At 60.9% G+C, this 12,573-nt stretch carries 22 protein-coding genes; 21 read left to right on the top strand and 1 reads right to left on the bottom strand.

Annotation, left to right across the window (positions count from 1 at the left end; translation table 11 throughout):
• Positions 1-9: 9 nt before the first annotated feature.
• The 21 genes from rpmC (at position 10) to dsbD (ending at position 11,908) form a co-directional block, all read left to right on the top strand.
• Positions 10-201: a 50S ribosomal protein L29 gene (gene rpmC, locus ACK6C6_RS18325; RefSeq protein ID WP_027867254.1), complete on the top strand. Its 192-nt coding sequence runs from the start codon at positions 10-12 to the stop codon at positions 199-201.
• Entirely contained in the window at positions 198-470 is a 273-nt protein-coding gene (gene rpsQ / locus ACK6C6_RS18320) for a 30S ribosomal protein S17 (RefSeq protein ID WP_027867253.1), read from the top strand. The genes rpmC and rpsQ overlap by 4 nt, the downstream gene beginning before the upstream one ends.
• 225 nt (positions 471-695) lie before the next feature.
• Complete coding sequence (rplN, locus tag ACK6C6_RS18315; RefSeq protein ID WP_005663451.1) at positions 696-1,064, top strand: 50S ribosomal protein L14; 369 nt, start codon at positions 696-698, stop codon at positions 1,062-1,064.
• A 9-nt stretch (positions 1,065-1,073) separates the two neighbouring features.
• Positions 1,074-1,388 (top strand): 50S ribosomal protein L24, encoded by a 315-nt coding sequence (gene rplX, locus ACK6C6_RS18310; RefSeq protein WP_036208955.1) that lies wholly within the window; start codon positions 1,074-1,076, stop codon positions 1,386-1,388.
• 5 nt (positions 1,389-1,393) lie between these two features.
• Positions 1,394-1,933, top strand: coding sequence for a 50S ribosomal protein L5 (rplE, locus tag ACK6C6_RS18305; protein ID WP_036208953.1), 540 nt, complete (start codon positions 1,394-1,396; stop codon positions 1,931-1,933).
• A 4-nt stretch (positions 1,934-1,937) separates the two neighbouring features.
• Positions 1,938-2,243: a 30S ribosomal protein S14 gene (gene rpsN / locus ACK6C6_RS18300; protein ID WP_005663444.1), complete on the top strand. Its 306-nt coding sequence runs from the start codon at positions 1,938-1,940 to the stop codon at positions 2,241-2,243.
• Positions 2,244-2,258: 15 nt separating this feature from the next.
• Positions 2,259-2,654: a 30S ribosomal protein S8 gene (rpsH, locus tag ACK6C6_RS18295; protein ID WP_027867250.1), complete on the top strand. Its 396-nt coding sequence runs from the start codon at positions 2,259-2,261 to the stop codon at positions 2,652-2,654.
• A gap of 9 nt (positions 2,655-2,663) precedes the next feature.
• On the top strand, positions 2,664-3,197 hold the full coding sequence (rplF, locus tag ACK6C6_RS18290) for a 50S ribosomal protein L6 (RefSeq protein WP_036208949.1): 534 nt from the start codon (positions 2,664-2,666) through the stop codon (positions 3,195-3,197).
• An 11-nt stretch (positions 3,198-3,208) separates the two neighbouring features.
• On the top strand, positions 3,209-3,571 hold the full coding sequence (gene rplR / locus ACK6C6_RS18285) for a 50S ribosomal protein L18 (protein ID WP_005663438.1): 363 nt from the start codon (positions 3,209-3,211) through the stop codon (positions 3,569-3,571).
• A 12-nt stretch (positions 3,572-3,583) separates the two neighbouring features.
• The gene (rpsE, locus tag ACK6C6_RS18280) at positions 3,584-4,102 is read left to right on the top strand and encodes a 30S ribosomal protein S5 (RefSeq protein WP_036208946.1); all 519 of its coding nucleotides are present in this window, start codon (positions 3,584-3,586) and stop codon (positions 4,100-4,102) included.
• An 11-nt stretch (positions 4,103-4,113) separates the two neighbouring features.
• Positions 4,114-4,293 (top strand): 50S ribosomal protein L30, encoded by a 180-nt coding sequence (rpmD, locus tag ACK6C6_RS18275; protein WP_027867247.1) that lies wholly within the window; start codon positions 4,114-4,116, stop codon positions 4,291-4,293.
• Between the two features lie 26 nt (positions 4,294-4,319).
• Complete coding sequence (rplO, locus tag ACK6C6_RS18270) at positions 4,320-4,751, top strand: 50S ribosomal protein L15 (protein ID WP_209589100.1); 432 nt, start codon at positions 4,320-4,322, stop codon at positions 4,749-4,751.
• Between the two features lie 28 nt (positions 4,752-4,779).
• Complete coding sequence (gene secY, locus ACK6C6_RS18265) at positions 4,780-6,114, top strand: preprotein translocase subunit SecY (RefSeq protein WP_027867245.1); 1,335 nt, start codon at positions 4,780-4,782, stop codon at positions 6,112-6,114.
• Positions 6,115-6,134: 20 nt separating this feature from the next.
• A complete protein-coding gene (gene infA, locus ACK6C6_RS18260) occupies positions 6,135-6,353 on the top strand; it encodes a translation initiation factor IF-1 (RefSeq protein ID WP_005663428.1) in 219 nt (72 codons plus the stop codon).
• A gap of 36 nt (positions 6,354-6,389) precedes the next feature.
• A complete protein-coding gene (gene rpmJ, locus ACK6C6_RS18255; protein ID WP_005663407.1) occupies positions 6,390-6,503 on the top strand; it encodes a 50S ribosomal protein L36 in 114 nt (37 codons plus the stop codon).
• A 16-nt stretch (positions 6,504-6,519) separates the two neighbouring features.
• Positions 6,520-6,885: a 30S ribosomal protein S13 gene (gene rpsM, locus ACK6C6_RS18250; RefSeq protein WP_036208931.1), complete on the top strand. Its 366-nt coding sequence runs from the start codon at positions 6,520-6,522 to the stop codon at positions 6,883-6,885.
• A gap of 14 nt (positions 6,886-6,899) precedes the next feature.
• Positions 6,900-7,310 carry a 30S ribosomal protein S11 gene (gene rpsK, locus ACK6C6_RS18245; protein ID WP_027867243.1) on the top strand — a complete coding sequence of 137 codons (411 nt, stop codon included), beginning with the start codon at positions 6,900-6,902 and terminating at the stop codon, positions 7,308-7,310.
• Positions 7,311-7,577: 267 nt separating this feature from the next.
• Positions 7,578-8,201 carry a 30S ribosomal protein S4 gene (gene rpsD / locus ACK6C6_RS18240; protein WP_409268624.1) on the top strand — a complete coding sequence of 208 codons (624 nt, stop codon included), beginning with the start codon at positions 7,578-7,580 and terminating at the stop codon, positions 8,199-8,201.
• 232 nt (positions 8,202-8,433) lie between these two features.
• Positions 8,434-9,411, top strand: coding sequence for a DNA-directed RNA polymerase subunit alpha (locus tag ACK6C6_RS18235; protein WP_027867241.1), 978 nt, complete (start codon positions 8,434-8,436; stop codon positions 9,409-9,411).
• A gap of 120 nt (positions 9,412-9,531) precedes the next feature.
• Complete coding sequence (gene rplQ / locus ACK6C6_RS18230; protein WP_005663400.1) at positions 9,532-9,927, top strand: 50S ribosomal protein L17; 396 nt, start codon at positions 9,532-9,534, stop codon at positions 9,925-9,927.
• A gap of 130 nt (positions 9,928-10,057) precedes the next feature.
• Positions 10,058-11,908, top strand: a complete 1,851-nt coding sequence (gene dsbD / locus ACK6C6_RS18225) for a protein-disulfide reductase DsbD (protein ID WP_409268622.1) — start codon at positions 10,058-10,060, stop codon at positions 11,906-11,908.
• A 51-nt stretch (positions 11,909-11,959) separates the two neighbouring features.
• On the opposite strand, the gene ACK6C6_RS18220 is transcribed toward dsbD, so the two are convergent.
• Entirely contained in the window at positions 11,960-12,523 is a 564-nt protein-coding gene (locus tag ACK6C6_RS18220; RefSeq protein ID WP_409268620.1) for a Spy/CpxP family protein refolding chaperone, read from the bottom strand.
• Between the last annotated feature and the right edge of the window lie 50 nt (positions 12,524-12,573).

Genomic DNA, 12,573 nt, shown 5'->3' with positions numbered 1-12,573 from the left:
GAGTTGAATATGAAAGCATCGGAACTCCGCGGCAAGGACCAGGAAGCGCTGCAGAAGGAGCTGAATGAGCTGCTGAAGGCCCAGTTCGGCCTGCGCATGCAAATCGCTACCCAGCAGCTGGGCAATACCGCGCAGCTCAAGAAAGTACGTCGCGACATCGCGCGTGTGAAGACTGTGATGAACTCGAAGGAAGCCAAATGAACGACACCACTAAAACGGCGCTGAAGCGTACGCTGGTCGGCAAGGTCGTGTCCGACAAGATGGACAAGACGGTGACCGTCCTGATCGAGCGTCACGTGAAGCACCCGCTGTACGGCAAGATCATCGTGCGTTCGAACAAGTATCACGCGCACGACGAGACCAACCAGGTCAAGACCGGCGACACGGTCGAGATCACGGAAGGTCGCCCGATCTCGAAGACGAAGGCCTGGACCGTGACCCGTGTTGTGCAGCAAGCACAGGTCATCTAAAGCCTAAAAATTTGTCTTGCGTGGCCCGCTGGTATCTGTGATACTAGCGGGCTTCGTTCATGTGTTGCCGCAGTATTCCTCCGCGGTTCTGCGGCCTGTAACGAATGGAAAGTCCATCACCCAAACATGGGGCTCCAGCAGGGGCGTCATGGCGGGACCAAGACTGACCGCAGGCCCACGGTTTCCGTGGGGTTTTCTACGGCTTAAGTTGGGAAAGAAAATATCATGATTCAAACCGAAAGCCGGCTCGAAGTAGCCGACAACACCGGTGCCAAGGAAGTTCTGTGCATCAAGGTGTTGGGCGGCTCGAAGCGCCGTTATGCGAGCATTGGCGACATCATCAAGGTCACCGTCAAGGTGGCTGCGCCGCGTGGTCGCGTCAAGAAGGGCGAAATTTACAACGCCGTGGTTGTGCGTACCGCTAAAGGTGTGCGCCGCCAGGACGGTTCCCTGGTCAAGTTCGACGGCAATGCCGCTGTCCTGCTGAACGCCAAGCTGGAGCCGATCGGCACCCGTATCTTTGGACCGGTCACGCGTGAACTGCGTACCGAGAAGTTCATGAAGATCGTGTCGCTGGCACCTGAAGTTCTGTAAGGAATCGACATGGATAAAATTCGTAAAAACGACGAAGTCATCGTTCTGGCCGGCAAGGACAAGGGCAAGCGTGGCGTCGTTCAGAAGCGTGTAGACGCTGAGCACGTCATCGTTGAAGGCGTCAACGTCGCTAAGAAAGCGACCAAGCCGAACCCGATGACCGGTGTTACTGGTGGTATCGTCGACAAGACTATGCCGATTCACGTGTCGAACGTCGCGCTGTTCAACGCTGCGACCGGCAAGGCAGATCGCGTTGGCTTCAAAGATGTGGACGGCAAAAAAGTCCGCGTCTTCAAGTCGAACGGCGAAGTAGTGAAGGGGTAAGATAAATGGCCCGTCTCCAACAAATTTACAAAGACAAAGTCGTCGCCGAACTGACCGAGAAATTCGGTTACAAGTCGATCATGGAAGTCCCGCGCCTGACCAAGATCACCCTGAACATGGGTCTGTCGGAAGCAGTCGCCGACAAGAAGGTCATCGAGCACGCCACTGGCGACCTGACCAAGATCGCCGGCCAGAAGCCGGTCGTCACCAAGGCACGCAAGGCAATCGCAGGCTTCAAGATCCGCGAAGGCTACCCGATCGGCACGATGGTCACCCTGCGTGGCAATCGCATGTACGAATTCCTGGACCGCTTCATCACCGTGGCCCTGCCGCGCGTGCGTGACTTCCGTGGTGTGAACGGCAAATCCTTCGATGGCCGTGGCAACTACAACATCGGCGTCAAAGAGCAGATCATCTTCCCGGAAATCGATTACGACAAGATCGATGCGCTGCGTGGCATGAACATCTCGATCACCACCACCGCTAAGACCGACGAAGAAGCCAAAGCGCTGCTCGCCGCCTTCAAATTCCCGTTCAGGAACTAAGAGCATGGCAAAACTTGCACTGATTAACCGCGAACAGAAGCGTGCAGACCTGGTGGAGAAATTCGCCGCAAAGCGTGCAGCTCTGAAAGCAATCATCGACGACCAGTCGAAGTCGGAAGAAGAACGTTACGAAGCACGCCTGAAGCTGCAGGCCCTGCCGCGTAACTCGGCGCCGACCCGCCAGCGTAACCGCTGCGCCATGACCGGCCGTCCACGTGGCACCTTCCGTAAATTCGGTCTGGCCCGTACCAAACTCCGCGAATTCGCCATGAAAGGCGAAATCCCGGGTATGACCAAAGCTAGCTGGTAATAGGAGAGATAAGCAATGAGTATGAGCGATCCTATCGCCGATATGCTGACCCGCATCCGCAACGCACAGACCGTTTCGAAGACCACCGTCAACATGCCGTCGTCGAAAGTCAAAGTTGCGATCGCCAACGTCCTGAAGGACGAGGGTTACATCGAAGATTTCGCCGTGACCACCGAAGGTGGCAAGGCTGAACTGAAAATCGGTTTGAAGTATTACACCGGCCGTCCGGTCATCGAGCGCATCGAGCGCGTGTCCCGTCCTGGCCTGCGCGTCTACAAGGGCAAGAACGAAATCCCGTCGGTCATGAATGGCCTGGGCGTGGCAATCGTCTCGACCCCGCAAGGCGTGATGACCGATCGCAAGGCACGTGCTACCGGCGTCGGTGGCGAAGTGCTGTGCTACGTGGCTTAAGGAGTAGACATGTCTCGAGTAGCTAAGATGCCAATCGCCGTCCCGGCAGGTGCCGAAGTCGCAATCAATGCGTCGTCGATCACCGTCAAGGGCCCGCTCGGCACCCTGACCCAGTCGCTGAACGGCCTGGTCAAAGTGGAAAACAACAACGGCACGCTGACTTTCGACGTGGTGGACGATTCGCGTGAATCGAACGCCATGTCGGGCACCCTGCGCGCCCTGGTCAACAACATGGTTACCGGCGTCACCAAGGGCTTCGAGAAGAAGCTGAACCTGGTGGGCGTGGGCTACAAGGCAGCTGTGCAGGGCAACGCCCTGAACCTGTCGCTGGGCTTCTCGCACCCGGTGCTGCACGCGATGCCGGAAGGCGTCACCGCGGTCACCCCGACCCCGACCGAAATCGTGATCAAGGGTATCGATCGCCAGAAGGTCGGCCAGACGGCCGCTGAAGTGCGCGCTTACCGCTCGCCTGAGCCTTACAAGGGCAAGGGTGTCCGTTATTCGGACGAAGTGGTGAAGCTTAAAGAAACCAAGAAGAAATAATCGGAGCTGACATGGACAAGAAACAATCGCGTCTGCGTCGCGGACGTCAAACCCGCATCAAGATCGCCCAGCTGGGCGTGAACCGTCTGTCGGTTCACCGCACCAACCTGCACATCTATGCGAACCTGATCAGCCCGGACGCTAAGGTGCTGGTGTCGGCCTCGACGCTGGAAGCTGAAGTGCGTGCTGAACTGGCTGGCAAGACCGGCGCCGGCGGCAACGCTGCCGCTGCTGCCCTGGTCGGCAAGCGCGTCGCAGAAAAAGCACTGAAAGCAGGAATCACCGAAGTCGCATTCGACCGTTCGGGTTTCCGTTACCACGGCCGTGTGAAGGCGCTGGCAGAAGCCGCGCGTGAAGCCGGTCTGAAGTTCTAAGGAAGAATCGTCATGGCAAAAATGCAAGCGAAAATGGCAAGCGACAAGCCGGATGATGGCATGCGCGAGAAAATGATCGCGATCAACCGCGTCACCAAAGTGGTGAAGGGTGGTCGTATCATGGGTTTTGCAGCGCTGACCGTTGTCGGTGACGGCGATGGCCGCATCGGCATGGGCAAGGGCAAGTCGAAGGAAGTTCCTGTCGGCGTGCAAAAAGCGATGGAAGAAGCCCGCCGCAACCTGATCAAGGTGCCCCTCAAGAACGGTACGCTGCACCACACCGTTACCGGTCGTCACGGCGCATCGCGCGTCATGATGTCGCCGGCCAAGCCGGGTACCGGCGTGATCGCTGGTGGCGCAATGCGCGCTATCTTCGAGGTGATGGGCGTGACCGACGTGGTCGCCAAGTCGACCGGTTCGTCGAACCCGTACAACCTGGTTCGCGCGACCCTCGACGGTCTGTCGAAAATGAGCACTGCTTCCGATATCGCTGCCAAGCGCGGCAAGTCGGTTGAAGACATCCTGGGTTAAGGGGAACACACATGGCAAACACTGTCAAAGTCAAGCTCGTCAAGGGCCTGATCGGTACCCGTCAGGATCACCGTGCTACCGTGCGCGGCCTGGGTCTGCGTCGTGTCAACTCGGTCTCCGAGCTGCAGGACACCCCAGCTGTGCGTGGCATGATCAACAAAGTCGCGTACCTCGTTAAAGTTGTTTCGTAAGCCGCGGCTTACGTACGGAGAAATCAATGGAACTCAATACCATTCAACCAGCTGACGGCGCCAAGCACGCGAAGCGCCGCGTTGGCCGCGGTATCGGCTCGGGCCTGGGCAAGACTGCCGGCCGCGGTCACAAGGGTCAGAAATCGCGTTCGGGCGGCTTCCACAAAGTCGGCTTCGAAGGCGGTCAGATGCCTCTGCAGCGCCGTCTGCCGAAGCGCGGCTTCAAGTCGCTGAACGCAAGCTTCAAGGCTGAAGTTCGTCTGTCGGACCTGAACAACCTGGCCGTCGGCGAGATCGACATCCTGGTGCTCAAGCAAGCAGGCATCCTGCCGGTGGTGGCACGCGACGTGCGCGTCATCCTGTCGGGCGAGATCACCAAAGCGGTGACCCTCAAGGGCCTGAAGGCAACTGCCGGCGCACGCGCCGCGATCGAAGCAGCTGGCGGTTCGGTCGCTTAATTGCGGCCCTGCCTGATCGGAGCAAAAATTGGCGACTAATTCACAACTTGGTAAAAGCGCCGCTTCCGGCTTCCCCTGGGGTCGGCTGTGGTTTTTGCTTGGCGCATTGGTCGTGTACCGCATCGGTGCTCACATCCCGGTCCCCGGGATTGACCCGGTGCAGCTGGCAGCGCTGTTCAAGCAGAACGAAGGCGGCATCCTGGGCATGTTCAACATGTTCTCGGGTGGCGCCCTGTCCCGCTTTACCGTGTTCGCCCTCGGCATCATGCCTTACATTTCGGCTTCGATCATCATGCAGCTTGCATCGATCGTCTCGCCGCAACTCGAGGCGCTGAAGAAAGAGGGCGAAGCCGGCCGCCGCAAGATCACCCAGTACACCCGTTACTTCACGGTGGCACTGGCACTGTTCCAGGCGTTCGGCATCGCGGTCGCGCTCGAAGCGCAGCCTGGTCTCGTGCTCGATCCGGGCATGGGCTTCCGCTTCGTCACGGTGGTGACGCTCCTGACCGGCACCATGTTCCTCATGTGGCTGGGCGAGCAGATCACCGAACGTGGTCTTGGCAACGGTATTTCGATCATCATTTTTGCCGGTATCGCAGCAGGTCTGCCGTCGGCCCTGGGTGGCCTGTTCACCCTGGTCTCGAACGGTTCGATCAGCAGCATCGCCGCGATCATCATCGTGGTTCTGGTGGTGGCCGTGACGTATGCCGTCGTGTTCGTGGAACGCGGGCAGCGCAAGATTCTGGTCAATTACGCTAAACGCCAGGTCGGCAACAAGATCTACGGTGGCCAAACCAGCCACCTGCCCTTGAAGCTGAACATGGCCGGCGTGATCCCACCGATCTTCGCCTCCTCGATCATCCTGTTCCCGGCGACGATCGTCGACTGGTACACGCGAGGCAAGGACGCCAGCGGCCCGTTCATCGGGTTCCTGAAAGACCTGGCTGCTTCGCTGGCTACCGGTGAGCCGATCCACGCGTTGCTGTATGCGGTGGCGATTGTGTTCTTCTGCTTCTTCTACACGGCGCTGGTATTTAACAGCAAGGAAACGGCGGACAACTTGAAGAAGAGCGGCGCGTTTGTTCCGGGCATCCGTCCGGGCGAGCAGACTGCACGCTACATCGACAAGATCCTGATGCGCCTGACCCTGGCCGGTGCGGTCTATATCACCCTGGTGTGCCTGGTGCCGGAGTTCATGACCTCGCAGTGGAAAGTTCCTTTCTACTTCGGTGGCACGTCGCTCCTCATCGTTGTTGTGGTGACGATGGACTTCATGGCACAAGTGCAGAACTACGTCATGTCGCAGCAATATGATTCGCTGCTGCGCAAGGCGAATTTCAAGGGCGGAATTCCGTCGCGTTAAGCGAGGAAGGCATAGACCGAATGGCAAAAGACGACGTCATCCAAATGCAAGGGGAGATTCTGGAGAATCTCCCAAACGCAACATTTCGCGTGAAGCTGGAAAACGGGCACGTGGTTCTGGGACATATCTCGGGTAAAATGCGCATGAATTACATCCGCATTCTCCCGGGTGACAAGGTAACGGTGGAACTGACTCCGTATGACCTGTCCCGGGCCCGCATTGTGTTCCGCACCAAGTAAAAATCATTAAAGTAAACGAACCGAAGAGAGTGCAAAATGAAAGTTAACGCTTCAGTCAAGCGGATCTGCCGCAACTGCAAGATCATCAAGCGCAAGGGCGTGGTCCGTGTGATCTGCGTCGAGCCGCGTCACAAGCAGCGTCAAGGTTAATTTCGAGGAATAACGAATGGCACGTATTGCAGGGGTTAACATCCCAAATCATCAGCACACCGTGATCGGCCTGACGGCTATCTACGGTATTGGCCGCCCACGTTCGCAGAAGATCTGCGACGCAACCGGCATCGCTACCAACAAGAAGGTCAAGGACCTCGACGATAACGAACTCGAGAAGCTGCGCGACGAAGTTGCGAAGTTTGTCGTGGAAGGCGACCTGCGCCGCGAACTGTCCATGAACATCAAGCGTCTGATGGACCTGGGCTGCTACCGCGGCATGCGTCACCGCAAGGGCCTGCCAGTGCGCGGTCAGCGTACCCGCACCAATGCTCGTACCCGCAAGGGCCCGCGCAAGGCAGCTCAATCGCTCAAGAAATAATCTAGGAACCGACCATGGCCAAGCAACAGAGCAGCGCAGCCGCAGCAGCAGCCCGCGCACGCAAGAAAGTCAAGAAGAACGTCGCCGAGGGCATCGCCCACGTGCACGCGTCCTTCAACAACACCATCATCACGATCACCGACCGTCAGGGCAATGCTCTGTCGTGGGCAACCTCCGGCGGCGCCGGCTTCAAGGGTTCGCGCAAATCGACCCCGTTCGCAGCGCAGGTTGCTGCCGAAGCCGCAGGCAAGGTCGCTCAGGAATCGGGCGTGAAGAACCTGGAAGTGCGCATCAAGGGCCCAGGCCCTGGCCGTGAGTCGGCTGTGCGTGCACTGAACAACCTGGGCATCAAGATCACCGAAATCCAGGACGTGACCCCGGTTCCGCACAACGGCTGCCGTCCGCCGAAGCGTCGTCGTATCTAATACGACGTTGACTCGGCAGTAGGGGAGGGTGCAAACCCTCTCCTGCGTCGCGAAAAGCCAACGACGGGGCCTTGCGCCCCGTTGTGTTTTACCAGATTGACCGGTGTAGTAGCCCAAAAATGGGTTATACTGCCCGGCTCTTGTCGTCTGCCGTTCTCACGGTGGGCGGTTTTTCAAGCCACGTCTATCGCAATCGAGCGGTGGACTAGCGCCTGCCGCATCGCATGCGATGCCTCCGGGGCGTGATTATTATTTTAAGGATTCAACGTGGCACGTTATATCGGACCAAAAGCAAAACTGTCGCGCCGTGAAGGCACCGACCTGTTCCTGAAGAGCGCACGTCGCTCGCTCGACTCGAAGTGCAAACTGGACGTCAAGCCAGGCCAGCACGGCGTCAAGTCGGGTGCCCGCACCTCGGACTACGGCAACCAGCTGCGTGAAAAGCAGAAGGTCAAGCGTATCTACGGCGTGCTCGAGCGCCAGTTCCGCCGCTACTTCGCAGAAGCATCGCGCCGCAAGGGCAACACCGGTGAGACCCTGCTGAAGCTGCTGGAATCGCGCCTGGACAACGTCTGCTACCGCATGGGCTTCGGCTCGACCCGCGCTGAAGCGCGCCAGCTGGTGAGCCACAAGGCCTTCACCGTCAACGGTAACGTCGTGAACATCGCTTCGTACCAGGTCAAGGCCGGCGACGTAATCGCTGTGCGCGAAAAGGCCAAGAAGCAAGTGCGTATCGCTGAAGCCCTGTCGCTGGCCGAGCAAGTCGGCTTCCCGAGCTGGGTCTCGGTCGATGCCAAGAAGTTCGAAGGCACCTTCCGTTCGTTCCCCGAGCGTAACGAGATCGCTGCCGACGTCAACGAAGCGCTGATCGTCGAACTGTACTCGCGTTAATGACGACTGGGGACGGCTTGCCGTCCCCTTGTCGCCAAACCCCGCGCATGCGGGGGCGATGGCGGGGCAGTGCGGGCGCAGCAAGCACGGCTTGGCACCGCAGCGGATTTCGATTCCTGTCCTTCCTTCGCATCCGAATTCGTATCACCGCCTGCTCGTCGAGCAGGCGCTTTCTATTAATGCCATCAGCCTTATCGGTGTAACGAGCCGAGGGTATTGAAAAGGACATTTCATGCAAAACAGTCTGTTGAAACCACGTATCATCGATGTCGAAGCAATCGCTCCTGGTCACGCGAAAGTCGTGATGGAGCCGTTCGAGCGTGGTTATGGCCACACCCTGGGCAACGCGCTGCGCCGCGTGCTGCTGTCGTCGATGATCGGCTACGCGCCGACCGAAGTGACGATCGCCGGTGTCGTGCACGAGTACTCGTCGCTGGACGGCGTGCAGGAAGACGTCGTCGACCTGCTGCTGAACCTGAAGGGCGTGGTCTTCAAGGTCCACAACCGTGATTCCGTCACCCTGACCCTGAAGAAGGAAGGCGAAGGCGCCGTGCTGGCTTCGGACATCGACCTGCCGCATGACGTGGAACTGATCAACCCGGATCACGTGATCGCTCACCTGACCGCCGGCGGCAAGCTGGACATGCAGATCAAGGTCGAGAAGGGCCGTGGCTACGTTCCTGGTAACGTGCGCCGCCTGTCGGAAGACACCAACAAGACCATCGGCCGCATCATCCTGGACGCATCGTTCTCGCCGGTCCGTCGCGTGTCCTACGCCGTGGAATCGGCCCGTGTCGAACAGCGTACCGACCTGGACAAGCTGATCATCAACATCGAAACCAACGGCGTCATCACCCCGGAAGAAGCGATCCGCCAGTCGGCACGCGTCCTGGTTGACCAGCTGAACGTGTTCGCCGCCCTGGAAGGCACCGAAGCCGCCGCCGAAGCACCGTCGCGCGCTCCGCTGGTCGATCCGATCCTGCTGCGTCCGGTGGACGACCTGGAACTGACCGTCCGTTCGGCAAACTGCCTGAAGGCCGAGAACATCTACTACATCGGCGACCTGATCCAGCGTTCGGAAAACGAACTGCTGAAGACCCCGAACCTGGGCCGCAAGTCGCTGAACGAGATCAAGGAAGTGCTGGCATCCCGTGGCCTGACCCTGGGCATGAAGCTGGAAAACTGGCCGCCGGCTGGTCTCGAGAAGTAATTGCTGTACCTGCCCGGACAATGTTGTCCGGGCAGTTTTAAACCCCTAGAACCGGTCCGCGGTCATGCTCCGGCATGAACGATCGAAGAACTGGACATTAAACACTCGAAAGGAAGTACCATGCGTCACCGTCACGGCCTCCGTAAGCTGAACCGTACCTCGTCCCACCGCCTGGCAATGCTGCGCAACATGACCGTCTCGCTGCTGCGTCATGAAGCCATCAAGACCACCGTGCCGAAAGCCAAGGAACTGCGTCGCGTCATCGAACCGATCCTGACCCTGGGCAAGACCGACACCCTGGCCAACAAGCGCCTGGCATTCGCCCGCCTGCGCGACCGCGAAATGGTGCAGAAGCTGTTCGCTGAACTCGGCCCACGTTACGCCAACCGTAACGGCGGCTACCTGCGCATCCTGAAAATGGGTTTCCGCGTGGGCGACAACGCGCCGATGGCGTACGTCGAACTGCTGGACCGTCCGGAAGTCACCTCGGCTGAAGAAGCACCGACCGCCGAGTAATCGCCTTCCGCGACGACTAAAAAACCAGGCCCCGTGCCTGGTTTTTTTTTCGCCTGCAGTATCGTGGTCCGAGCAGGGTGCGGCGGCCCGGTGTACCATGCCGGTGCGCTGAAACAACTCATCCAACACCATGTTCCATTCGCTGCACCGCTTCGCCCGCATCCTCCTTGCCTGCCTGAGCCTGTTTTCGATCTTGATGGCAGGTGCCGGGAGCGCACGCGCCGCCGACGACTTCCTCGATCCCGCGATCGCCTTCCGTTTCGAGGCGCGCATGGCCGACCCGCAAACCCTCGAAGTGCGCTACCAGATCGCCGAGGGCTACTACATGTACCGCGAGCGCTTCGCCTTCCGCGCTGCCGGAGCGAAGCTCGGCACGCCCGAGATCCCGCCCGGGAAGGTGAAGTACGACGAGACCTTCCAGAAGGATGTCGAGACCTACAAGAGCGACCTGGTGATCCGCATTCCGGTCGAGGGCAGCGGTCCGTTCACCCTGACGGCCGCCAGCCAGGGTTGCGCCGACGCCGGCCTGTGCTATCCGCCGCAGGAGCACAGCGCGCAGCTGTCGGCGGGCGCCGGCGGCGCCGCGCCGGCATTGCCGATCGGCGCGAATGCGCCCCAGATGTCGACCGCGCCCTTGTCGCCGGCTCCCGCCATGGATGCGGCGCCGGCAATTCCTGTCCAGGCGCCGCCTGCAGAAGCCGCGCCCGCAGCTGCCGCCCAGCCGTCCGACATGGCCGGTATCGCCGGCATCCTCGAGGGCGGGCGCCTGCTGGCCATCGTCCCCGCCTTCGTCCTGCTCGGCCTGGGCCTGGCCTTCACGCCCTGCGTGCTGCCGATGGTGCCGATCCTGTCCTCGATCATCGTCGGTGAAGGACGCCAGGCCGGCCGTTCGCGCGGTTTCATCCTGTCGGCGACGTACTCGCTCGGCATGGCCATCGTCTATACGCTGCTTGGCGTGGCCGCCGGCCTGGCAGGGGAGGGCCTGGCCGCCGCCTTGCAGAATCCGTGGGTGCTGGGCGCGTTTGCCCTCCTGATCGTGGCGATGGCGATGTCGATGTTCGGCTTCTACGAACTGCAGATGCCGGCCGCGCTGCAGACCCGGCTTGCCAACACTGCCGGCCGCCAGTCGGGCGGCAAGCTTGCCGGGGTGTTCGCCATGGGCGCCATCTCGGCCCTGATCGTCGGACCCTGCGTCGCCGCGCCGCTGGCCGGCGCCCTGGTCTACATCAGCCAGACCCGCGACGTGGTGATCGGCGGCGCGGCCCTGTTCGCGATGGCGGTCGGGATGAGCATTCCGCTGCTGCTGGTGGGCGTCTCGGCCGGCTCGCTGCTGCCGCGTGCGGGCGCCTGGATGGAGTCGGTCAAGCGCCTGTTCGGCGTGCTGATGCTGGCGATGGCCCTGTGGCTGGTGTCGCCGGTGCTGCCGCCCATCGTGCAGATGCTGGGCTGGGCCGCGCTGCTGTTCGGCTATGGCTTTTATCTCTTGCGCAAGCACCGCCACTGGGCCTCGATGGCAGCGGGCGCCGCGTTTGCTGTGCTGGGGGGCGTGCAGCTGGTCGGCGCCGCCACCGGCGGCCGCGACGCGCTGGCGCCGCTGGCGCACCTGACGGGCGGGGCGCACCAGGGCCTGGTGTTCAAGCGCATCAAGACGGTGCAGGACCTCGACCGCGAGCTGCTGAGCGCCGGCGGCAGGACCGTGATGCTGGATTTCTATGCCGACTGGTGCGTGTCCTGCAAGGAGATGGAGAAGCTGACCTTCGTCGACCCGGCGGTGCAGGCGAAGCTGGCCAATACGATCCTGCTGCAGGTCGACGTGACCGCCAATGATGCGGAAGACAAGGCGATGCTGAAGCGCTTCAAGCTGTTCGGGCCGCCGGGCATCATCCTGTTCGGGCCGGATGGGCAGGAGATTCCCGATAGCCGGGTGATCGGCTACCAGGATGCAAAGAAGTTCTTGAATTCCCTGGCCAAGCTGCCGTGAGCTGAACAAAAAAGACGCCCGAGGGCGTCTTTTTTACGTCGATGCAGGTGCTCAGCCGCGCATCATCTTGCCATGGCCGCCGTGGTGACGGCCGCCGCGGCGCTGCTGCTGCTCGTCGAAGACCTTGCGCTGTTCCGGGCTCAAGGCCGCATACAGGCTGTTCAGGGCCGACAGGCGGGCTTCCATGCGCGCGGTGCGCTCCTTCTGCAGGGCGATGCGGCGTTCCAGGCGCTGCGGCGCGGTCAGGGCGGTGCGCTGTTCCTTGTTCAGGCGTTGGCCGGCACGCTCACCCTTTTGCGGCGGCGTCATGCTGGCCACGAAGGCCTGCCACACCGGCTGCTGGGCCGGGGTCAGCTTCAGCGATTCGGCCAGCTTGGCCTGGCGGGCGGCACGCATCTCGGCGCGCTTGGCGCGGAACTCGTCCATCTTGGCCTGGCGCTGCTCCGGGCTCAAGGCGCGGAATTCGGCGCGCTTGGCCTCGCGCTGCTCCTTGCTCATGGCGTGGGCATGGCGGCCCTCGAGCGGGGCGGTGGTCTGCGCCTGGACGCCGAGCGAGGCGCCGGCGATACCGAAGGCAGCCAGGACGATCACGATGTTTTTGCGGACGGTGTTCATGGTGTTTTCCTTTGTGTGAGAGGCAGGTTGGTGTGCATCTTCGCTTCCGG

The organism is Massilia sp. BHUDP2 (assembly GCF_046236355.1).
Classification (GTDB): Bacteria; Pseudomonadota; Gammaproteobacteria; order Burkholderiales; family Burkholderiaceae_D; genus Telluria; species Telluria varians.
Note: the sequence above shows the minus strand (reverse complement) of the source record. Positions and strands in the feature narration are given on the sequence as shown.

Coding starts and splice junctions, on each gene's coding strand:
- rpsQ (WP_027867253.1), top strand. CDS start 198: ATGAACGACACCACTAAAACGGCGCTGAAGCGTACGCTGGTCGGCAAG.
- rpsE (WP_036208946.1), top strand. CDS start 3,584: ATGGCAAAAATGCAAGCGAAAATGGCAAGCGACAAGCCGGATGATGGC.
- rplE (WP_036208953.1), top strand. CDS start 1,394: ATGGCCCGTCTCCAACAAATTTACAAAGACAAAGTCGTCGCCGAACTG.
- rplO (WP_209589100.1), top strand. CDS start 4,320: ATGGAACTCAATACCATTCAACCAGCTGACGGCGCCAAGCACGCGAAG.
- rplQ (WP_005663400.1), top strand. CDS start 9,532: ATGCGTCACCGTCACGGCCTCCGTAAGCTGAACCGTACCTCGTCCCAC.
- rpsH (WP_027867250.1), top strand. CDS start 2,259: ATGAGTATGAGCGATCCTATCGCCGATATGCTGACCCGCATCCGCAAC.
- dsbD (WP_409268622.1), top strand. CDS start 10,058: ATGTTCCATTCGCTGCACCGCTTCGCCCGCATCCTCCTTGCCTGCCTG.
- ACK6C6_RS18235 (WP_027867241.1), top strand. CDS start 8,434: ATGCAAAACAGTCTGTTGAAACCACGTATCATCGATGTCGAAGCAATC.
- rpsM (WP_036208931.1), top strand. CDS start 6,520: ATGGCACGTATTGCAGGGGTTAACATCCCAAATCATCAGCACACCGTG.
- rpmJ (WP_005663407.1), top strand. CDS start 6,390: ATGAAAGTTAACGCTTCAGTCAAGCGGATCTGCCGCAACTGCAAGATC.
- rplX (WP_036208955.1), top strand. CDS start 1,074: ATGGATAAAATTCGTAAAAACGACGAAGTCATCGTTCTGGCCGGCAAG.
- infA (WP_005663428.1), top strand. CDS start 6,135: ATGGCAAAAGACGACGTCATCCAAATGCAAGGGGAGATTCTGGAGAAT.
- ACK6C6_RS18220 (WP_409268620.1), bottom strand. CDS start 12,523: ATGAACACCGTCCGCAAAAACATCGTGATCGTCCTGGCTGCCTTCGGT.
- rplN (WP_005663451.1), top strand. CDS start 696: ATGATTCAAACCGAAAGCCGGCTCGAAGTAGCCGACAACACCGGTGCC.
- rplF (WP_036208949.1), top strand. CDS start 2,664: ATGTCTCGAGTAGCTAAGATGCCAATCGCCGTCCCGGCAGGTGCCGAA.
- rpsN (WP_005663444.1), top strand. CDS start 1,938: ATGGCAAAACTTGCACTGATTAACCGCGAACAGAAGCGTGCAGACCTG.
- rpmC (WP_027867254.1), top strand. CDS start 10: ATGAAAGCATCGGAACTCCGCGGCAAGGACCAGGAAGCGCTGCAGAAG.
- rplR (WP_005663438.1), top strand. CDS start 3,209: ATGGACAAGAAACAATCGCGTCTGCGTCGCGGACGTCAAACCCGCATC.
- rpmD (WP_027867247.1), top strand. CDS start 4,114: ATGGCAAACACTGTCAAAGTCAAGCTCGTCAAGGGCCTGATCGGTACC.
- rpsK (WP_027867243.1), top strand. CDS start 6,900: ATGGCCAAGCAACAGAGCAGCGCAGCCGCAGCAGCAGCCCGCGCACGC.